The sequence below is a fragment of the Paenibacillus sp. EB106-05-06-XG162 genome (assembly GCF_058791655.1).
In genome coordinates, this window is record NZ_JBYTDT010000011.1 from 172,079 (window position 1) to 193,572 (window position 21,494).

16 protein-coding genes and 3 tRNA genes are annotated in these 21,494 nt (G+C 46.8%); 18 read left to right on the forward strand and 1 reads right to left on the reverse strand.

Going from position 1 to position 21,494, the window contains the following annotated elements; all coding sequences use genetic code 11:
* The first annotated feature begins 139 nt into the window (after window positions 1–139).
* The 6 genes from AC3WU2_RS21565 (at window position 140) to AC3WU2_RS21590 (ending at window position 8,723) form a co-directional block, all read left to right on the forward strand.
* A complete protein-coding gene (locus AC3WU2_RS21565) occupies window positions 140–2,470 on the forward strand; it encodes a glycoside hydrolase family 65 protein (protein WP_492457090.1) in 2,331 nt (776 codons plus the stop codon).
* Window positions 2,471–2,491: 21 nt separating this feature from the next.
* On the forward strand, window positions 2,492–3,799 hold the full coding sequence (locus AC3WU2_RS21570; protein ID WP_492457091.1) for an ABC transporter substrate-binding protein: 1,308 nt from the start codon (window positions 2,492–2,494) through the stop codon (window positions 3,797–3,799).
* A gap of 65 nt (window positions 3,800–3,864) precedes the next feature.
* Window positions 3,865–4,764: a carbohydrate ABC transporter permease gene (locus tag AC3WU2_RS21575; protein ID WP_018757687.1), complete on the forward strand. Its 900-nt coding sequence runs from the start codon at window positions 3,865–3,867 to the stop codon at window positions 4,762–4,764.
* A gap of 12 nt (window positions 4,765–4,776) precedes the next feature.
* Window positions 4,777–5,619 carry a carbohydrate ABC transporter permease gene (locus tag AC3WU2_RS21580; protein WP_018757688.1) on the forward strand — a complete coding sequence of 281 codons (843 nt, stop codon included), beginning with the start codon at window positions 4,777–4,779 and terminating at the stop codon, window positions 5,617–5,619.
* Window positions 5,620–5,673: 54 nt separating this feature from the next.
* Entirely contained in the window at window positions 5,674–6,339 is a 666-nt protein-coding gene (pgmB, locus tag AC3WU2_RS21585) for a beta-phosphoglucomutase (RefSeq protein ID WP_492457092.1), read from the forward strand.
* 83 nt (window positions 6,340–6,422) lie between these two features.
* Window positions 6,423–8,723 (forward strand): glycoside hydrolase family 65 protein, encoded by a 2,301-nt coding sequence (locus AC3WU2_RS21590; RefSeq protein ID WP_492457093.1) that lies wholly within the window; start codon window positions 6,423–6,425, stop codon window positions 8,721–8,723.
* 178 nt (window positions 8,724–8,901) lie between these two features.
* Here the strand turns inward: AC3WU2_RS21590 and AC3WU2_RS21595 are convergent, their stop codons facing one another.
* On the reverse strand, window positions 8,902–9,744 hold the full coding sequence (locus AC3WU2_RS21595) for an alkaline phosphatase family protein (protein ID WP_492457094.1): 843 nt from the start codon (window positions 9,742–9,744) through the stop codon (window positions 8,902–8,904).
* 244 nt (window positions 9,745–9,988) lie between these two features.
* On the opposite strand from AC3WU2_RS21595, the gene AC3WU2_RS21600 reads away from it, so the two are divergent.
* The 12 genes from AC3WU2_RS21600 (at window position 9,989) to AC3WU2_RS21655 (ending at window position 21,494) form a co-directional block, all read left to right on the forward strand.
* Window positions 9,989–11,743, forward strand: a complete 1,755-nt coding sequence (locus tag AC3WU2_RS21600) for a sensor histidine kinase (RefSeq protein WP_492457095.1) — start codon at window positions 9,989–9,991, stop codon at window positions 11,741–11,743.
* A complete protein-coding gene (locus AC3WU2_RS21605) occupies window positions 11,736–13,076 on the forward strand; it encodes a helix-turn-helix domain-containing protein (RefSeq protein WP_492457096.1) in 1,341 nt (446 codons plus the stop codon). Before AC3WU2_RS21600 ends, AC3WU2_RS21605 begins: the two co-directional genes overlap by 8 nt.
* Window positions 13,077–13,245: 169 nt before the next feature.
* Window positions 13,246–14,970, forward strand: coding sequence for an extracellular solute-binding protein (locus AC3WU2_RS21610; RefSeq protein ID WP_492457097.1), 1,725 nt, complete (start codon window positions 13,246–13,248; stop codon window positions 14,968–14,970).
* 88 nt (window positions 14,971–15,058) lie between these two features.
* Window positions 15,059–15,949, forward strand: a complete 891-nt coding sequence (locus AC3WU2_RS21615) for an ABC transporter permease (RefSeq protein WP_492457098.1) — start codon at window positions 15,059–15,061, stop codon at window positions 15,947–15,949.
* Between the two features lie 15 nt (window positions 15,950–15,964).
* The gene (locus AC3WU2_RS21620) at window positions 15,965–16,855 is read left to right on the forward strand and encodes a carbohydrate ABC transporter permease (protein WP_492457099.1); all 891 of its coding nucleotides are present in this window, start codon (window positions 15,965–15,967) and stop codon (window positions 16,853–16,855) included.
* A gap of 193 nt (window positions 16,856–17,048) precedes the next feature.
* Window positions 17,049–19,301: a 5'-nucleotidase C-terminal domain-containing protein gene (locus AC3WU2_RS21625; protein ID WP_492457100.1), complete on the forward strand. Its 2,253-nt coding sequence runs from the start codon at window positions 17,049–17,051 to the stop codon at window positions 19,299–19,301.
* A gap of 319 nt (window positions 19,302–19,620) precedes the next feature.
* Window positions 19,621–20,046 carry a hypothetical protein gene (locus tag AC3WU2_RS21630; protein WP_492457101.1) on the forward strand — a complete coding sequence of 142 codons (426 nt, stop codon included), beginning with the start codon at window positions 19,621–19,623 and terminating at the stop codon, window positions 20,044–20,046.
* A gap of 30 nt (window positions 20,047–20,076) precedes the next feature.
* Entirely contained in the window at window positions 20,077–20,778 is a 702-nt protein-coding gene (locus tag AC3WU2_RS21635; protein ID WP_379344970.1) for an AIM24 family protein, read from the forward strand.
* A 130-nt stretch (window positions 20,779–20,908) separates the two neighbouring features.
* On the forward strand, window positions 20,909–21,076 hold the full coding sequence (locus AC3WU2_RS21640; RefSeq protein ID WP_492457102.1) for a hypothetical protein: 168 nt from the start codon (window positions 20,909–20,911) through the stop codon (window positions 21,074–21,076).
* Between the two features lie 120 nt (window positions 21,077–21,196).
* A tRNA-Asn gene (locus AC3WU2_RS21645) sits at window positions 21,197–21,272 on the forward strand.
* 5 nt (window positions 21,273–21,277) lie between these two features.
* Window positions 21,278–21,353 (forward strand) — tRNA-Val (locus AC3WU2_RS21650).
* Between the two features lie 67 nt (window positions 21,354–21,420).
* Window positions 21,421–21,494: transfer RNA gene (locus AC3WU2_RS21655), tRNA-Met, on the forward strand.

Below are 21,494 nucleotides of genomic sequence, written 5' to 3' on the forward strand. Positions count from 1 at the left end.
TTGACACCCAAAACTTTCGAGTGCTATAATCCCTATGAAAACGTTTTCGAGAAACAGTACATTATTTTTTTGACTACACCGAAATCGTTTTCGTTTTTTAAGGGTTAAATCGAAATCGTTTTCGGGGTAGGAGGTTTATATGCTTAATTACAACAAGACATTAACAGAATCCTTGAAAAACTGGGCTTTTAGCGAAGAGAAATTTGAACCGTTGCTTCTAGGGAAATGTGAATCGATCATGTCGCTAGGAAATGGGTATATGGGACTGAGATCAGCGACAGAAGAGCCTTATCTCGGAGAGACTCGTAACTTATTCGTTAATGGAACGTTCAACAAGTTCGATGAGAACGAAGTTACAGAACTTCCGAATGCAGCTGATGTAACCAGATTAGAGCTGTTCGTCGATGGCAGACAGTTCTCCTTAGAACAAGGCAGTACGCAAGAATATTCCCGTGTACTCGACCTGCGGCATGCGGAACTCGTAAGATCATTTGTCTGGGAGAGCCCGGAAGGCAAGCAAATCCGATATACATTCCGCCGGTTCGTATCGCTGGATCAAGTCCATCTGATCGGAATGAAATTAGAAGTGACGCCATTGAATGGCGAGATCGACTTTACGGTTCGTTCAGGCATCAATGCTCAGTTATCGAATACGGGAAGCCAACATTTCCATGAGGGCGAGAAACGGATTTTTGACAAGAAATACTTGCAGCTATTACAGACAACGACCGAATCAAAAGTTGACTTCGTTGTTCATGCAAGTCATCAATTTACGTTGAATGGTAAGTTGGTTGAATTGACACCGAAGATGGATATTGATCGACGTAAAATTGCAATGGAGTATTCATGCAGGATCGGTAGCGGTGAGACACTGGTGATGGAGAAAATCAGCAGCGTGCATACGAGTCGGGATAAAGCGTTCGAAGGTCAAGAGCTCCCTGTCATGCGTGAAGAAGCACTAAATCAATTGAAGCAAGCGGATGCGTTAGGTTATGATGCATTATTCGAACAACACAAGCAAGCATGGGACCAAGTATGGAAGCAGTATGAGATTGAGATTGAAACGGAGCAGCCATTTGATCTACTTGCCATTCGCTTTGCGATTTATCACCTTGTTGTGATGACGCCAGCACATGATAACCGAATGGGAATCGGGGCAAAAGGGTTGAGCGGCGAAGGGTACAAAGGCCATTCGTTCTGGGACACAGAAATCTTCATCCTTCCGTTCTACATCTACACGCATCCTGAAATCGCACGCTCGCTGCTCGAATTCCGTTACTTGGGTCTGGAAGGCGCAAGACGCAAGGCCAAAGAAAATGGATACGAAGGCGCGATGTATCCGTGGGAAGCTGCATGGCCGACGGATGGCGAAGTGACGCCGGTCTGGGGCGCAGTTGATATCGTAACAGGCCTGCAGACGAAGATCTGGTCCGGATTTATTGAACAGCACATTACGTCAGATATCGCTTATGCGGTATGGCATTACTATAAGGCAACAGGCGATCAAGATTTCATGGACCGCTATGGGTATGAGATGTTATTCGATACGGCTACCTTCTGGGCGAGCCGCTTAGAGTGGGATGAGGTGGCATCTAGATACCATATTAATGAAGTGATTGGTCCGGATGAGTACAAGGAGCATGTCGACAACAACGCATTCACGAACTACATGGCGCATTTCAATATGGAATTGGCGATTGCGTACTATGAGGAACTAAAGGCATCCCGTCCGGAATTGCTCGCATCCTTAGAAGAGAGATTAGGTCTCGCAGCAGCATATGTCGTATGGACGGATAGAATCGGTCAGATCTATTTGCCGGCGCCGAACGAGAACAATATCGTACCGCAGGATGATACGTATCTAACGCTTGAAACGATTGATTTGACAAAGTATAAGAAGCAGAAGAAAGTTGGAAGCTTATTCCTGGATTATAGCTTGGATCAGGTCTGCAAGTTGCAAGTGTCCAAGCAAGCGGATACCATGATGCTATTCTTCTTGCTCGAGAATAAATTCTCGCCGGAAGTGAAGCGTGCGAATTATGACTACTACGAGCCTAAGACTTTGCATGATTCTTCGTTATCCTTGTCGACACATAGCATTCTGGCTGGCGACTTTGGAGATATAGATCTAGCTTACGATCTATTCCGTCGTGCGACGGAGATTGATCTTGGTCCGAACATGCATTCATCGGACGCAGGGATTCACTCTGCATCGATTGGCGGTATTTGGGAATGTATCGTAATGGGATTTGCAGGCGTCCGCATGCTGGATGGCCGATTGCACCTGAATCCGAAATTGCCGCAGACATGGACAGGATTCAAGTTCCCATTGTATTGGCAAGGTGCTCGTCTGGAAGTACAGGTATCGCAGAATGCGGTGCATATTACGACTACAAGCGAGCAAGAGTTGGAACTCATCATTCATGGTAGTACAATCAAGTTTCATAAAGAGCTTAACTTGCAATTCTAAAAAATCAGGGAGGTCTTTACAATGAAAAAATGGGCAATTCTACTGGTAGTAACGATGATGGCAACACTCGTATTATCCGCTTGCTCGAGCGGCAGCAGTGAGACAAAAAATGAGAGCCAATCCGGCACTGCTGACCAAGAAAAAGTACAATTGAAATTCACCGTATGGGGCGATGTCGCATCGGCTGGCCCGGAAGTGAAGCTAACGGAAGAATTTAATAAGTCCCATCCGAACATTGAAGTGAAGTTCGAGCCGGTTCCAGGGGATGGTTATGGCACGAAGTTAACGACATCTCTTGCAGCGGGACAAGCGCCGGACGTATTCCTGATTGGTGAAGGCGACTACTACAAATATGTCGATAAAGGCGTTGTTGAACCGCTTGATTCTTATCTTGAAGCAGACAAATCCTTCGATACGAGTATGTTCCAAAAAGATCTACTCGATATGGGACATATCAATGGCAAAACATATTACTTGCCAAAAGACTTTAATCCATTGTCTCTCTGGTATAACAAGAAATTGTTCGATGCAGCAGGCATGGAATATCCGAACGAGAACTGGACATGGAACGATTTGAATGAAGCAGCGAAGAAGCTTACGTTGAAGGATGACAAAGGCAAAATCAAGCAATTTGGATTTAACGCAACGAAATGGGAATATCCAATCTTCACTTACTTGTGGTCAAACGGTACATCGATTTCCAATGAAGACGGTACCAAAGCAGAAGGCTTCATGAACAGCGATAAGACAATTGCGGCTATGGAGAAATACGTAGCGATGTCCAAGGGTGCAGATAAAGTATCGCCAACGCCTCAAGATGCGGAGACGCTCGGCGGCGACGGATCGATGTTCATGACAGACAAATTGGCTATGATGGTAACAGGCCGTTGGGTGAAATATGACTTGGATCGTTCCAAAGTAGACTATGGCACAAGCTTGATTCCTAAAGGCGCTGACGGCGAGCGCGGCGGTATCATTGCAGCAGCTGGCTGGGCAATTAACGCGAACAGCAAGCACAAACAAGAAGCTTATGAGCTCGTAAAATGGTTGTCCGGTAAAGAAGCACAAGTATTGCGTTCCGAAAAAGGATTGGTTCTTCCAGCGACCGTGAACGAACTTGAAGAAGTGAAGAAAACCGAAGTAAAAGACAAGCCGATCATCGACATGATGGCTTTCGCGAAAAAACCAGTAACGATGGTATCTTCCAATGGTTCTGTATTCGTAGAAGAGTTCAACAAAGCGATGGAGAAAATTTTGCTTGACCAATCCTCCGTCAAAGATGCGTTGAATGAAGCAGCGAAGAACGTTGACAGCAAGATTACGAAGTAAGGCATTGTATGAGAGTGAAGCTAGATACATCTAGCTTCACTCTCTATAGATTCAAGGAGGTCTCTATGAAACACAAATCCCGTTCAGAAAAAGCCGGATATTTATTTATCCTTCCATGGTTTCTAGGACTATTGCTATTTACGATTGGACCGATGATTTTCTCTCTCATCTTGTCGTTCAGTAAATGGGATATTATTACAGGTATTGGTTCGATTGAATTTGTCGGCTTGGACAATTTCGTGAATATTTTTAAAGATGAACTATTCTATACATCCTTGAAGGTTACATTTATCTTTGCACTTGTATCCGTTCCTTTGTATCAGATTATTTCTCTGCTTGTTGCGATGATGTTGAATATGCGGACGAAAGGGATGAATTTCTTCCGTTTGATCTTCTTTATGCCGTCGGTCATTCCAGCGGTTGCCGTATCCATGATGTGGATCATGATTCTGAACCCGGAATATGGCATATTGAACAAAGCGTTAAGCTTGGTAGGCATCGAAGGCCCAGCTTGGCTGCAAGATCCTAAATACGCGCTGAGCGCATTGATCGTCATGGGGATTTGGGGTATCGGTAATACCATTATTATTTATTTGTCAGGTTTGCAAGGCGTTCCGGAAGAACTGTACGAGGCAGCGCAATTGGATGGAGCAGGTATTGTGCGCCGGTTCTTTAGTGTCACTATTCCTATGATATCTCCCACGATCTTCTTCAACCTCATTATGGGGATTATCGGTGGTTTTCAATATTTCACGCAAGCCTTCGTCATGACGAATGGCGGACCGCTAAATTCAACCTTATTCTACAATCTGTTCTTGTATAACAAGGCATTCAAAACTTATGAAATGGGATACGCTTCAGCCTTGTCGTGGATTCTGTTCGCCATTATTTTGATCTTCACCCTCATTGTAATTCGCACCTCTTCGGCTTGGGTCTATTACAATGGCGATGATGATAAGGATTGAGGGGGTAAAGCCATGAATATACAGACGTCACTCAAAAAAAATATCGCGAAGCTGGTCGCGCTTGTTATCTTAATCGGCGGTTCTTTGATTGTACTTGTCCCACTGCTCTGGACCGTGTCGACTTCACTGAAGACACCTGGGGAAGTATTCGGTGACAATTTCTTTCCTGAAGTATGGAAATGGAGCAACTACAGCGATGCGGTGAATGCCATTCCGTTCTTCACATTTTTGAAGAATACATTGATTGTTCTGGTTCCGGTTCTGATCGGTACAGTATTCTCATCTGCACTCTGTGCATATGGGTTCGCCCGCTTTAAGTTCAAAGGAAAACGTTGGTTGTTCCTCGTGCTGCTCGCGACGATGATGCTGCCAGGACAAGTGACGATGATTCCGATGTTCATTATGTTCAAAGAAGTCGGCTGGGTAGATACGTTCTGGCCGTTAATTATTCCATCTTTCTTTGGCGGCGGCGCATTTAATATTTTCTTGATTCGTCAGTTTATGCGCGGGATACCAAGAGATTTAGACGAAGCTGCATTTATGGACGGCGCCAATCGTTGGCAGATCTTCATGAAGGTCATGCTGCCACTATCCAAGCCGCCTCTTGTTGCGGTTGGAATTTTCACCTTTATGGGCGTATGGAATGATTTCCAAGGGCCGTTGATCTACTTGAACTCAACAGAGAAATATACGCTAGCACTAGGACTGTCGATGTTCAAAGGCTTGTACAACATCGAGTGGAACATGCTGATGGCCGCGACGATTCTCATTATGCTGCCAGTCCTCATCGTATTCTTCGTGGCACAGAAATACTTTATTGAAGGAATTTCGATTTCTTCCGCGATGAAAGGGTAAGCAGGTGCTACACCAATAGACAGAGGGGATTGAACCCAAGGGAGAGGAAATGCAATGATCATTAAAGCTGTCTTGTTCGACTTGGATGGCGTTATTACAGATACGGCTGAATATCATTATGTCGCATGGAAGCAGCTTGCTGCACAATTAGATATCGAGATTGATGAAGAATTTAATGAACAGTTAAAAGGCGTCAGCCGCATGGAATCGCTCGAGCGGATTTTGCGTCATGGCAACCGTGCGAACGATTTGTCGGCGGAAGAGAAGATTGCCCTAGCTACGCAAAAAAATAACGAATACGTGAAGCTGCTCGTAAACGTGTCGCCGAAGGATGTCTATCCGGGCATTCGCGAGCTTCTATTGGAGCTTCGTGCTGCAGACGTTCGGACGGTGATCGCATCTGCGAGCAAGAATGCGCCTCAAATCCTGAATTCGTTAGAACTTACGGACTTATTTGATTATATTGTGAATCCAGATGAAGTCGCACAGGGCAAGCCGGCACCGGACATCTTCTTGCGCGGTGCGGAAGCGGTAGGCGTCAATCCGGCGTTCTGCGTAGGCATCGAGGATGCTCAGGCAGGTGTTGAAGCGATTAAATCGGCGCAGATGGTCGCTGTTGGTATCGGTGAAGAGCAGGTCTTGAAGCCATCCGGCGCAGATGTCGTTTTGCCATCAACGGGATCATTGTCTTGGTCTTTCTTACAGACATTAGGCGAATAGGATAGGAAGGGAAGAGCCGATCCGGGCTCTTTTTTTCTGAATGTATAAGTTTGTGGGGGTATTTAAGAGAGGTGGGCGACAACATGCATCAAGGAAAAATCATATTTCCACAAGAACCGTGGACGATTACGGAGACAGAAGTAAATCTGGCGCATAATCAGCGCTGCGAGACGGTATTCGCGGTGGCGAACGGCTATATCGGCATGCGGGGGAACGCCGAAGAAGGATACAGCGGCCCCGTAGGCTTCTCCTTGAACGGAACGTACTTGAACGGATTCTACGATTCGACGCCGATCCAATACGGGGAAGAGGCATTCGGTTATGCGAAGAACCGTCAGACGATGCTCAATGTCGCCGACGCAAAAGGCATCAGCCTCTGGGTCGACGGCGAGAAATTCGACGTACTGCAATCGAAGGTCATCGATTACAAGCGTCAATTGCATATGAAGCAGGGCGTCATGACGCGTGAGATCGTGTGGGAGACTGCGCAAGGGAAGCAGGTCGAGCTGCGCATTGTGCGAATGGCTTCCTTCGCGAACAAGCATCTGGCACTGATTCGTTATGAAGTGAAGGTCCGGAATGCTGCGGCACGGATTGCATTCGTCTCGACACTCAATGGGGAAGTGACGAATCAAGTGACGATGGGTGATCCGCGGACAGGATCCGGCTTTGCGGGGCAAGTGCTCCAGACCGAGGAGCTGCGCGAGGAAGGCACGATTCACGGCACGGCGCAACGGACGAAGAACACGAAATTCGCTTTAATCTCGGCGATGAATCACGAATTGAATGTCGCGAGTGAAGCGACATGCATTCAGCAAGAACAATTGATCGAACTTCGCTATGACTGCGAAGCGGCGCCAGATCAGTCGATTGTGCTGGACAAATTCATCGCGTACTTCTCCTCGAAGGATTATGAAGAAGCTGAGCTCTGGCCGATGGCCGTCGAGGCGCTAACGGATGCGAAGGCGAAGGGATACGACTGGTTCCGCGAACGCCAAGCAGAGATTTTAGCTGATTTCTGGCAAGTCGCCGACGTATCGGTGGAAGGCGACGCGCTCCTGCAGCAAGGGCTTCGCTTCAATGCGTATCATCTCTTCCAATCAGTCGGACGCGACGGGAAGACGAACATCGGGGCGAAGGGGATAACCGGCGAAGGCTATGAAGGCCATTATTTCTGGGATACGGAGACGTACATCCTGCCTTTCTTCCTATATAATCGTCCCGAAATTTCGCGTCAGCTGCTGAAGTACCGCCATTCGATCCTGCCGAAGGCCAAAGCAAGAGCGGCCGAGCTCGGATACGAGGGCGCGCTCTACGCGTGGAGAACGATTGACGGCGAAGAGACGTCGCCGTATTATCCGGCGGGCTCCGCACAGCTGCATATTAATGCGGACATTGCTTATGCGGTGAAGAAGTATGCGGAAGTGACACGGGATGAAGATTACCTCCTTCAGGAAGGATTGGATATTCTCGTCGAGACTTGCCGCTTCTTCGCGGACGCGGGTGATTGGATCGAAGGCAAAGGCTTCTGCATCAATGGTGTAACCGGACCGGACGAATATACGGCGATGGTGAACAACAATGCGTACACGAACCTGATGGTGAAGGATCAATTCGAATTCACTGTGAAGTCGCTCCGTAAGCTGGAGCAGACGGCGGCTTGGCAAGACGTGAGCGCGAGATATGAGCTGGACGAGCGCGAACTTGAAGCATGGACTGCAATGGCAGATCGTATGTATATTCACCGCGTTGGCCAGCTGATCGGGCAAGACGATAGCTTCCTGGAGAAGGCGCCGTGGGACTTCGCGAATACACCGCGTGAGAAGTATCCGCTGCTGCTGCACTTCCACCCGATGGTCATCTACAAATACCAAGTATTGAAGCAAGCCGACCTCGTGCTCGCGATGTATCTTCAAGGCCATCGCTTCACGCGCGAGGAGAAGGTTGTCAATTATAAGTACTACGAGCCGTTAACGACGCATGACTCTTCGTTATCTGCGAGCATCTATGCGATCGTCGGTGCGGAGCTTGGCGAGATCGAGAAGGCCTACCAATACTTCATGCAATCGGCTCGAATGGACCTCGACGACTATCATAACAACGTGAAGGACGGCATTCACTCCGCATCGATGGCAGGCAGCTGGCTGACGATTGTGAACGGGTTTGCTGGGATGCGACATGACGATGAGGTCATTTCGTTTAATCCAACCATTCCATCGGCTTGGACGAGCTATACGTTCCGAGTGATGTTCCATGGCCGGATCATTGAGGTATCGGTAACAGTGGAGCAGACAACGTATCGATTGATTAAAGGACACTCTGTACAGCTTCGCCATGGGGAGCAATCCTTCGTGCTGGAGTCGGAGCGGGTCTGCAGTGAGTAGAAAGTGAAATCGTAAGTGTTATGAAGCCCCTGCACTTCTTTTGGAGTGCAGGGGCTAATTACGTTTCGAAGTAAAAAAATGAAAGTAATTGTACAGAAAGCTTAGGTGGGGGATATCACTCGACTAACGGATGCGGAGGCCAATCGTCATGAAGATAATTGGCTTCGTCGCTTATCCATTATTCCGCTACAACCGCTGTTGTAAAAATACCTTCAGGCACTTTGCCGCTCCAAGTCGGACAAGGCTCGATGCCAAGTGCATACGCAACGACATGTGCAGTATCTTTGATCGATACGGCATCTGTAATTTTAACGCCTGAAGCTACCGCCTTGCCATAACAGCCCCAGAATATCGTCATGTCCATCGGATGATCACTGCCGTGACTGCGTGGATGATCGCCGCCGCCGCCATGGTCGCTTGTAATAATGATGAGGCTTTCTTCGAGAATGCCGGCGTCACGAATGGCTTCGAATAATATGCCAACATACTCATCCACTTCAGTAATTTTCGCCAAATACTCCGGTACGTGATTGCCATAGCCGAACTCATGCCCAGCACTATCGGGATTATCGATCTGGACATACAGGCACTTCACATCGGGGTTATTACGGATATAATCAGCAGCTGTTGTGATTAATTCTGGGCATCTAATCGAGAGATCCTCAAACTGGCAAGATTGCTCGATGATCCCGTGATTAATTGGGGACCATTCTGAGAATGCCGCTAATTTCGCATCCGGGTATTGCTGCCGGATGAGCTTCATGAAGGAAGGGTAGGCGCTATCTTCCGGAAATCTCGTATCTGATGCGATGTCGTTGCTCAATTGATGTTGATCGGGTTCAACACCATGGAACATAGATCCCCAGCACTGTGCGCTGATCGAAGGGAAGACGGTCTGCGCTTGATAGGTTAGTGCCCCTTGCTGCAATAGTCCATGAATGTTCGGAGTTGGTGTATCTTTAATGAAATTTCCTGCGCCATCGAGTCCGATGACAAATACATGTTTACAAATGTCTCCCATACGTATCGCCCTCTTTTCCAAGAAAATGAGTAGGTAATGCAAGATATTTCTGTGTATTTAATTGTTTTAATGTGTGTTTTGTTGTGAAAATTATAAAACGCTTCACCGGAAGTGTCAACCAATAATTAAAGCCGTGAGGTCGGGAATTCCATACGTTTAGCCATTGATCATCGTGAAGAAGTAGTGGTAAATTTAGTGAAAAGTCAAATCGAAATCTGAAATCACAAGAAAGCAGGATGACGCCATGAAGATTCAAGCCGGAGGCACGAGGTGGTTTGTATATCAGAAAATTGTAATCGTTTTCATTGCCTTCATTATTCCGTTGGTCGCGATGAATATCTGGGTGAATTACAAAGGCATGTCCTTCACGAAGAACGCGATCACCGATTCCGCCGTCGCTGGCGCGTCCTTCTATGCCAAGCAATTGGACAAGGAACTGTACTTTGTCCGCAACCAGCAGCTGCAATTTTTCAATGATAAGGAACTCCAGAAGCTCAGCTTCCAGGGGAGCCGTTTGGAGGGATATGCGCTTATTGAGTTAATCAGCCAGACGAAGGATCGCTTGTCTGCGATCCAATACTCCAGTGAATTCGTGGTGAATGCAGGTGTCTACGTCAAAGAGATTAACAAGACGATCTCAAGTCAGAACGGCGTCTCGGATGTACCGAACTATGAATCGGAGTTTATCGCCGCGCTGGTACAGCGTACTCCGAGGCCATCGTTCTATCAGCAGGATGGGCGCCTCTTCTTCATCGAGAGCGAAAATAACTCGGGCATCATCTCATACATCGAGATTTCCGTCGAACGATTGCAAGAAGCGCTGCATCAGATTACGACGCTCTATCAAGAGTCGGAAGTCTTCCTCGGGAGCAAGGCATTGGGCAGCGTGTTGACGACGGGGGAGGATCCGCATGTGATTGGCCCATTGCTGGATGCGCTAGATGCAGGAAGCCATACGAATACGAATCCATCTCGAGTGATTCGGATCGGCGGGACAAGCTATTTCACCACAGTCAATCAAGTGAGCTCTCTTAATCTATCGCTGATTATGTACGTGAATCACAATGAGATCACCCGTCCGCTAAGCCAGTTCAGCTTCTGGTTCTATGCGTTGTTCGTGATTGCGATCATCATGCTCTTACTCTACGCCTACTCCGTGAACTTCATGATCCATCGGCCGCTATCCAAGCTCACCAAGGCCTTCCAGATGATGGAGACGGATAATCTCAATCTCGTCATCGCATCGAAATCTAGGGACGAGTTCCATTATTTATTCCATAGCTTTAACCGTATGGCGCTTCGATTGAAACGATCGATCGAGGAGAATTATGAGCAGAAGATTGCGATTCAGCAATCGGAGCTCAAGCAGCTTCAATCGCAGATCAATCCTCATTTTCTATATAACAGCTTTTTTAACATTTATATGATGTGTAAAGTAGGCGATTCCGACAGTGCGGCTGAGCTCTCTCAGAAGCTAGGAAGCTACTATCAGTACATTACGCGGAGCGGGTCGGACGAGGTACCACTGTATAAGGAATATCAGCATGCCCTCGACTATTGTGAAATTCAATGTATTCGCTTCTCTAACCGGATTCATTATGAGTATGAAGACATCTCGAATCATGCGAAGACGATAGCTGTGCCGCGCTTAATCATTCAACCGCTGGTTGAGAATATTTTCGAGCACGCTTTTGAAGACGGCATGGTGAGCGGCGTGCTCTATATCGCTGCAGATGTTGCGGATGAGATGGTACGTATTTCGGTCGATGATAACGGTCGTCTCGTATCCGATGAGGTGATAGAGCAATTAGAAGAAAAGTTAAGGGACGGCACAAGGCAAATGGAGAAGACAGGACTGATTAATGTGAATAATCGGCTTCAATTGAAATATGGCGAAGACAGCGGTCTGTTTGTATCTCGTAGTCCATACGGTGGATTACGTGCAGAACTGAGAATTCATATCGAGAATGAGAAAGAGAGGGGATTTAACCATGTATAGAATTTTAATCGTAGATGACGAACCTGGCATCGTGAATGGACTGGTGCAACTGTTCCAGGAACGGGTGGATTTTGAGCTTGATATTTGCAAGGCATATTCGGCGAGTGAAGCATTGGACATTGCCAAGCGGACAAAACTGGATATTCTCGTAAGTGATATTCGCATGCCACAGAAAAACGGGCTGCAACTTCTGGACGATATCGTCTATTACTGGCCTTCCTGCCGAATTATTTTCTTAACCGGTTATAGCGAATTTAATTATGTCTATGAAGCGATCCGCAAAAATGTCGATAACTACATTTTGAAAACGGAGGGGATTGAACCGATCTTTGATGCGGTGAAAGGGGCCATCGCCAAGCTTGAGGAAGAGCAGCGTAATCGGCAGCAGCAGGAAAAGGCGCAAATGCACTTCCAGATGGCCGAATCCCTGTTGAAAAAAGAACTGCTCGAAAGGGTTCTGCAAGACGAACCACTGCCCACGTTATTAACGAATGAGCGTTATGCGGAGATTGATTTTCGACTGGATACGGATCGCCCTGCTTATTTCCTTGTCGGGCAATTCGATTCATTTGAAGGATCGAAGCTCAAGCTTCTGGAGTCTGCCGCACGTCTTGTTGATCGTCACTTGCCGATCGCCATGACCCGAGAATATGTAATTCAAGAAGGTAATGTATTGGTGTGGCTTCTGCAGCCGGATGAGCTGTTAACCGATCATATGAAGGATAGAGGATCGGACAACCGACTGAATGGGAACAATATCGTCTCTTATATCCGAGGCATCTTAGAGCTTGTTCAAAACGAATATGAGCAGCTATTTGATGTCACGATTTCTTTTGGAATCTCTGGTAATTTGCTAGAGCGGTGGGAACATCTGCATACCCAGGTGGAAGAAGTAACCGCGTTGATTCGCAGAAGGATTCAATTAGGACAGAAGATGATCATTGTTGATTATGAACATTCCCTGGCCCTCTTAAGCTCATATGATAACGGAACGGGTATGAAGCAAGAGGAATTCAAGCAATTATTAATAGATCAAATCCATCAATATATTCATGACTACCTGCATGGAGACCTATCTTTGACAGCGATAGCAGAACAGGTGCATCTAAACCCATCGTATTTATCACGTTACTACAAGCAGATTACGGGTCGCAATCTACTGGAGTACATTCAAGAGACGAAGCTTGCGGCAGCCATCCGAATGATGGAGAATCCACATCTGAAGCTGCATGAGATCGCCGTGAAGGTGGGGTTCGATTCGCAGTCGTATTTCACGACATTTTTTCGGAAGATGACGGGGTCCTCGCCCCAAGAATATCGGAAATCATTATAAGGGATGGTCTATCGATTTCTTATAAGAAACATTTTTTCAATGAGGTAAATAAAGTGAAACGAAAGTAAAAGATTTGAAATTGTAGCTTTTTCTCTTCCATCCTACTATTAGAAGCAAGGAGTCGAACGGACTCTTGAGGCCTCATCATACAAAGGGGGAAAGCGCTATCATGAAAGCATCCAAAACACTAAAAATGATGTTACTGCTCTCCATGGTCATGGCAGCATTCACGGCATGTTCGAGTAAGGGAAGCGATGAAGCAAGTACGGGTTCCGCGAAATCAGGGGAGACTAGCACGGAGACGGCTGTTCCGGAAGGTCCGCTCAGCAAATATGCAGAACCAGTCGAAGTCACCGAAGTGATGGGATTCAGACCGGCAGAAGATCCCAGAACGCCGAAGGGACTTACGCCAGATAAGAACGCCTATCTGCAGCAGCTCAAAGACATGCTAAATATTGATGTGAAGTATAAATGGACGGTGCCGTCCGACCAATATGAACAGAAATTCGCGCTCGCGATGGCTTCGGGCGATCTGCCCGATATTCTGGAGCTGGGCCAGAAGGATTACGAGAAGCTGCGCAAGCAAGACATGCTCGCTGATTTATCGGAGGCCTTTGAGAAATATGCTTCGCCGGAGCTTAAGAAATATATGTCGTCGGACGGCGGATTTTCGATGAAAGTATTCAGCCAAGACGGCAAGCAATATGGCATCCCGTCGTTCGAGGACCCGTTCTTGTCGACACAATTGCTTTGGATTCGTAAAGACTGGCTGGATAATCTGAAACTGGAGCCTCCAAAGACGATGGAAGAGCTTGATAAAGTCGCGGAAGCGTTCGTGAAGAATGACCCCGATCAGAACGGCAAAGCGGATACGTATGGCGTTGCCTTGCAGAAGACGTTATTCTTCTGGGGCTTTGATGTGAGAGGCTTCTTCAATGGCTTCGGCGCATATCCTTCCGTTGGTGACGCGCAGACCGCTTGGATTAAAGGCAGCGAAGGCAAGCTGGTGCCTGGCTTGATCCAACCGGAAATGAAGCAAGGCCTCAGCATGCTGCAGTCGTGGTATCAGCGCGGCATCCTGAATAAAGAGTTCGCGCTGAAGGACGAGAACAAGGTCGTCGAAGATATCACCGCAGGCAAAGTCGGTATCTCATACGGCGAGTGGTGGTACCCGGCTTGGCCGTTGAACCTGAACATCGACAAGGAACCGAAGGCCGATTGGATTGCGATTCAGATCCCTTCCCTCAGCGGACCAGGCAAATCGCTCGTACCGAAGCTGCGCAGCGGACGGGTATACGCCGTGAACAAGAACATGAAGCATCCAGAAGCTGCGATCAAGATGATGAACTTCTATATCGAGATGGGGAAGAAAAAATATACGGATATGCTAAAACCGGAGAAAGGGTTCGTCTACAACTGGTTCAATCCGCGGATCTATAACCCGTCACAGATCGAGACGATCTATACGGAAGTGAACAAAGCGCTCGCAGCGAACCAGCAAGAAATTACGCTTGACGACGAGAACTACACGCTGGTGAAGGATGTCTTCAATTATGTGAAAGACTATCACTCCGGCAGCACGAAGATTGCTTCCAAAGGGACGAACTGGGGCGGATATTTCAGCCGTGTGGCGGAGAACGGTGGATGGGGCTTAACACGTCAGATCAAGCAGAACCAAGCCTTCGTCAGCAATGAGTTCTATGGCATCCCAACCTCAACGCAGGTCGAGAAAGGTTCACAACTGGATAAATTGATGCAAGAAACCTTCACGAAGATCATACTCGGTGCTCCAATAGAAGAATTCGATAAGTTCGTAACGAGTTGGAAAACCCTTGGGGGCGACAAGATTACCGAAGAAGTCAACGCGTGGTATACCGAGCAAGCCGTGAAATAAGACGTGCTGCACGCTCCCTTGAGGTAGAGAGAGGCTCTTGCAGTGCCTCTCTTTTTTTGTCCAACGCATATGAAGGAGGATTTCATCGATGAAGATATTGCGCAAGGAGTATCCGCTCCACCTGATGTTGATACCGGGTGTCATTCTAACTTTGATCTACGCCTATGGTCCGATGGCCGGGCTCGTGATGGCCTTTCAGCAGTTCGAGCCATTATCCGGATTTTTCAAATCAGAGTGGGTCGGGTTCGATAACTTCACGTATGTGTTCAATCTGCCGGACTTCGAGCAGGTGCTGTGGAATACGATCGTGATTTCATTATTCAAAATGGTATTGTTCTTGGTGGTTCCACTCATCCTGGCGCTGCTCTTAAATGAAGTGACGCGCAGATGGTTCAGCCGGTTCATCCAGTCTGCCATCTTCCTGCCGTTCTTCTTGTCTTGGACCGTGCTGGGCGGCGTCATCATCGAGCTATTCTCCTTGGACGGTCCGGTGAACGGCATCATCAAGTCGCTCGGATCAGAGCCGATCATGTTCATGCTGAACAATGACTGGTTCCGAGGGATTATTATTGGTTCCGATGTGTGGAAAGGGATGGGCTACAACATGATCGTGATGTTGGCTGCTATTACAGGGATCAATGCAACGCTCTATGAGGCGGCTGAGGTGGATGGTGCAGGCAAATGGAAGCAGATGATTCATATTACGCTGCCAGGCATTGCTCCGATCATTATTCTGCTCAGCGTATTGAGTCTTGGCAACGTCTTGAATGCCGGGTTCGAGCAAATCCTGATCATGTATAACCCGACTGTCTATGAAGGAGCGGATGTGATTGACACTTTCGTCTACCGTCTTGGGATGTTCAGTCAACAGTTCGGTCCTGCTGCAGCCATTGGACTATTCAAATCCGTCATTTCCTTAGGGTTGGTGTCGATAACGTATTATGCGGCTTACAAATATAACAACTATCGAATATTCTAAAGGAGGAGAAGCCCTGTGGTGCATAAGCAATCGCTCAGTAGAGTGCTGTTTATTGGTTTCAATACGATATTACTATCGCTAATCACATTACTTGGGATTATCCCATTTATTCATTTGCTCGCGATCTCGCTTAGCTCGAATACAGCTGCGATGGCGGGGGAAGTCAAGCTGTGGCCTGTTGGCTTCTCGCTCGATGCTTATATGTTCCTGGGGGAGAAGGTGGAATTCTTCCGATCCCTAGGTGTATCCATCGAACGAGTTGTGCTCGGAACGGCGGTCAATATGCTCCTCGTCTTTATCACGGCGTTTCCTCTTGCTCGTCCGAATAGCCAATTCAAGTATCGCACAGTATATGTCTGGTTTTTTGCGATTACGATGTTCTTCGGCGGGGGGTTGATCCCGACTTACATCGTTGTGAAGAACACCGGGATTATGGATTCGATCTGGGCGCTTATTTTACCTGGCGCACTCAATGTATGGAATATGGTCTTGATGTTGAACTTCTTCCGGACCATTCCGCGAGAGTTGGATGAAGCAGCTACGATAGACGGTGCAGGGTATTGGCGCATCTTATGGCAGATTTACTTGCCAGTCTCCTTGCCTTCCATTGCGACCATTGGATTATTCACCATCGTGGGTCACTGGAATGCTTGGTTCGATGGTATTTTATATATGAATTCACCGGATAAATATCCGTTACAGACTTATCTATCTACGTTGATTACCGCGATTAATTCGCAGATGTCCTCCATGTCGCCAGAGCAGCTGAGATCGATGGAGAACTTAAGTGAGAAGACGCTGCGTACGGCACAGATTTTTATGGGCGCACTTCCAATTATGCTGGTCTATCCGTTCTTGCAGAAGTATTTCGTGAAGGGGATGACGGTAGGCAGCGTGAAAGAGTAGAGCAAGACAATATGGAGAAGATTGCGGATGACGCCTGCTTCGAGAACGGGGATGATTTCTTCCCGGCACCGAAGCTGTCGGTTTTTTATTCCATAACAGGAAATTAATTCGTTTACATATAACTGTCTATTCACTAGAATGAGGTGGTGAACGAAAAATTTACATAAAATTAATACAGAGGATGATTAACAACATGCTGAAATTTGCACCAAAGGGTTATATCGGACTGTTACTCACATTAATGTTATGCGCCTCAGCTCTCGTCACCCCTCTCTCCAGCAATAAGGTTCAAGCCGCAGAGGCTGAATCCGAGACAAAAATAACATTGCTTGGAACATCGGATATCCACGGACGGTTTATGCCTTGGGATTACGCACTCGATGGCCCGAACAAGACGGGCAGCTTGACTCAGCTGTACACGATTGTCAAAAAGGTTCGTGAAGAGAATCCGAACACGATTTTGCTTGATGCAGGAGACATGATACAAGATAATTCTGCAGAGTTATTTAATGATCAACCGAAGTCTCCTATGATGGTAGCTATGAATGAGATGAAGTATGACGCATGGGTAATGGGAAACCACGAGTTCAACTTTGGGCTTGATGTGTTAGAGAAAATCTCCTCGCAATTTAAGGGACAACCCTTAGTGGGGAACGTATTCAAAGAAAATGGCGACCGCTACATGCCGGCTTACACCATTATTGAGAAGGACGGGGTCAAAGTTGGCATTATCGGTATGAATACACCCATGATTACGGAGTTTGAAAAGGGAACCGACCACTTAGACGGCATTATCGTAAAGGATCCTGTAGAAGAAACAAAAAAAGCTGTCGCTGAGCTAAAAGGCAAGGTTGATGTCATCGTTGGCCTCATGCATATGGGACTAGATAATGAGAATGGAAAAGCAGGTACAGGTGTAACGGATATCGCGAATGCGAATCCCGAACTGACTGCTATTTTTGCTGGACATATGCATACCTTAGTTGAATCGAAAACAGTGAATGGCGTGCTCATTTCTGAGCCTAATAAATATGGATCACATATTTCGCGTATCGACCTGACGTTCACAAAGCAAGGGGATAAAGTGGTACTGAAAGACAAGCAAGCAACGACTCTAGCGGTTAAAGCCCCAGATGGCTCGTTTGAGGAATCCGATGCTGGACTAGAAGGCATTTTACAACCATTTCACGAGTTCGCTCGCGCAGATGCGAATACCGTTGTCGCTGAACTGAAGGGAACAAACCTTGTCCCACCAAATGAAATGAAAGGCATTCCTGCTGTTCAAATCCAGGAGACGCCGTTATCGGACTTCTTCAGCGAAGTCATGTTGCATTACAGTAAGGCCGATGTCGTCGCTCACCAGATTGATAATGATAAGGCCAAACTAGATATTGGACCGATTAAGAAAAAAGACATTGCTTATAATTATCAATTCGCACTTGGTGAAGTTACCGTGTACCAGGTAACAGGTAAAGACTTAAAAGACTATATGGAATGGGCAGTAGGTTATTTTAACTCGACGCGACCTGGCGATGTAACCATTAGTTTCGATGCGAAGAGACGTGCCTCTAAATACAGCACGAATGATTTCTTTGGCGGCGTAACTTATGAAGTTGACTTGTCCGAGCCTTATGGTAGCAGAATTAAGAACCTGAAGTATGCGAGTGGAGTTTCCGTGAAAGCAGACGATACGCTGAAGCTTGGAATGAACGCCTATCGAATGGAAGCTCTGAAAGCTAAGGGTGGCGCACTGGAAGGCCGGACGTTCAAGCAGCTTTGGTCTTCTAAAGATGCGACTGCCTACGGCGAAGATAAAGGTACGATTCGAAATCTCTCGATTGCCTATTTGAAAGAAGTAAAAAAAGGCGTGTACGAACCAACGATTCATCATAATTGGAAAGTGACAGGTATCGATACGACAGCACCAGCACGTGCAGATGTTGTGGAGTTAATCAATGACGGTATTCTATCGGTTCCAACAACGGAAGATGGTAAATACTCCAATATAGCTTCCATTAACATTCTAGATCCCGTTACCCAAGATGAAATCGCTGATCTCGCTACAAAAGCAGAGGTAAGCCAAGCGTTGTTCACCGACGTAAAAACGAAAGGTGAGTTCTATCAGAAGCTAAATCAAGCGAGAAAAACCTCGGCTGGTGTTGTTGAAGAACAACCTAAACCTAGTGAACCTGCAGCTGTTGAAGAGCCGACCAAGCCAGTTACACCTAGCAAAGAATCTACAGATACAATGGAGAAGCAAGCTAAGGTTACAGCTTATTTCTTGAATGTACGTGCGAAGGCCTCATCTACAGCTAAGATTTATACGGCAGTGCCACAGAATACCGTTTTGAAGGTACTAAGCGTTGACAAGTATGGATGGGTGAAAGTGAATTTCAACGGTCAAGAAGGCTATGTTTACGAAAAATATATAACTATGCTGCCTTAACAGCAGTAACAAAGAAATCCAAGCCTATAGCCTGGATTTCTTTGTTTTCTCCACAAAAAACAAATATTTAGGCTTGCTGACCAAAGTCGAGAAGAAGGCATTCGAGAAATCAAAGTAGGGCCACTTGCGACTAGACCTTAGTTCAAGAGCATCTTTGAGGAAGGCCCTGCTATATCCCACAGCGGGAAGCAGAGCCTTTTTGGTGTTTCATACCAATTTTCGACTATAATAACTCTAGGAATCTTGCAACTTCTTTCGACAAATTTCGTATATATGTTCGATTGTTCAATGACTCTTGAGAGAGGGGATGGAGCAGAATATGAAATCGATTAGCAATAATAAAATAATAGCCTACATAGGCATGTTCGTCTTATGCATCGGATTGTTGCTTGGACCGGCGCCTGCTGCACACGCGGGGTTCTGGGATTGGGTAAACGGCGTCAAGGAAATTCCCTCCGATGTGGATGAGCTGAAGTCGAAATATACGCAAATGGAAGAGAGCTTCCAGAAGAGCCGGGAACAATATGAGACGGTCTCGAACCAATTGATGCAGGAGAACGAGCAGCTTCGCGTACAGAATGAGACACTGACATCACGTTTGAAGCTGCTGGAAGAACAGGATTTACGTCAGAAAGAACGGATGAAGTGGATCATAAGAGGAATCATGATCGCAGCTAGCATCATAGCGCTTTTTTTTATCATGACACGAGTCACACGAGTCTTGTTCTGGCGACGCCATCGATAATGAGACAAGGATAGGGGAGACGAATAGGATATGAATGTTATATGTGAAGAGGGAGTAACCCTATCGCAAGCGGTCACACTTCAATTGGATGCTGGGGAGAAGGTATCCGTGCTCCATCCAAGTCAAATTATCGCCTTTCAAGGAAATTCGAATCAACGCGAAGATCGGCTTATGGATATTGCAGGCATGTATCGCAAAAGAAAATTGATTCAATCGAATGTCAGTGGGCCTGCGCAATTCATGATCGGGCTGCCGGCGGGGTATTCGGTACAGACGATCCCGCTCTCCGAAGGTGCCGATCTTCTCTTCGAGTGGAAGCATGTCTTGTTCTATACCGATGGCATGCGTGTTGAGCGTAAAGTTCAGACGTTGAAGAATGCATTAATCACACGTGAGATTATTAAGATGAAATTTTCCGGGGATGAAGGTATATTGGGGGTCTTGACACATGGACAGCTACATCGGATGAAGTTGGACCCGGTTCAGCCGACTTATATCGACGTAGGTTGTCTTGTTGCTTATCCGGAGAATGCAACACTGACTCCACGTGTTTATGGGAATGCACTTGCGAGCCAGCATATGAACTACCATTTTGAAATTACAGGTCATGGCTATGCATTGATTCAGACTGGAAAATCAGATCATCAGCTGGAACAAGAAATTGAAGGAGATGGGTTTATTCGGCGCGTTTTGCGCGAGGTGATTCCCTTTGGCGGCATTCTTATCAAATGACCGATTCTGCGCTGAGCATTCTGAAAAGTTTGCTCGAGGAGCCATGAGGCGTTAGGATAGATGTTAACGATAGGGTTTTGAAGGGTATTGTTAATCGACCAAATGGATGATACGCAGAAAGAGGGAACTTATGTTAGATAATCATGAGCAGGCACAGGTGGAGAAGCTGAACCAGCGGATTCAGGAGCTTGAAGAGGAGAATGCAAGACTCAAGCAGTTGGTAATCAAATTAAAGAATCAACGTTCAAGAGGGGAAGGCCGCATGTCGACACCGCTTAGAGAAGCGCTGCGCGAGTAGGAAGGAGCTGCACGGCAGCAGCCCCTCTTCATCGAATGAATATGCAATTGTCAAAAATTACATTTGTATTATGTCGAACTCTGTGGTAAATTAAGATTCTGTTCACGAGATACACGATATTCCCTGATAGCTCAGTTGGTAGAGCACTCGACTGTTAATCGAGTTGTCACAGGTTCGAGTCCTGTTCGGGGAGCCACTTATGGAGGCTTAGCTCAGCTGGGAGAGCATCTGCCTTACAAGCAGAGGGTCAGCGGTTCGATCCCGTTAGCCTCCACCATTATGATCACCAAAGGGTATTCCGATTATTTTTCGAGGCCCTGGGGAAATGTAAGAATTATAACTGACGCGGGGTGGAGCAGCCCGGTAGCTCGTCGGGCTCATAACCCGAAGGCCGCAGGTTCAAATCCTGCCCCCGCAA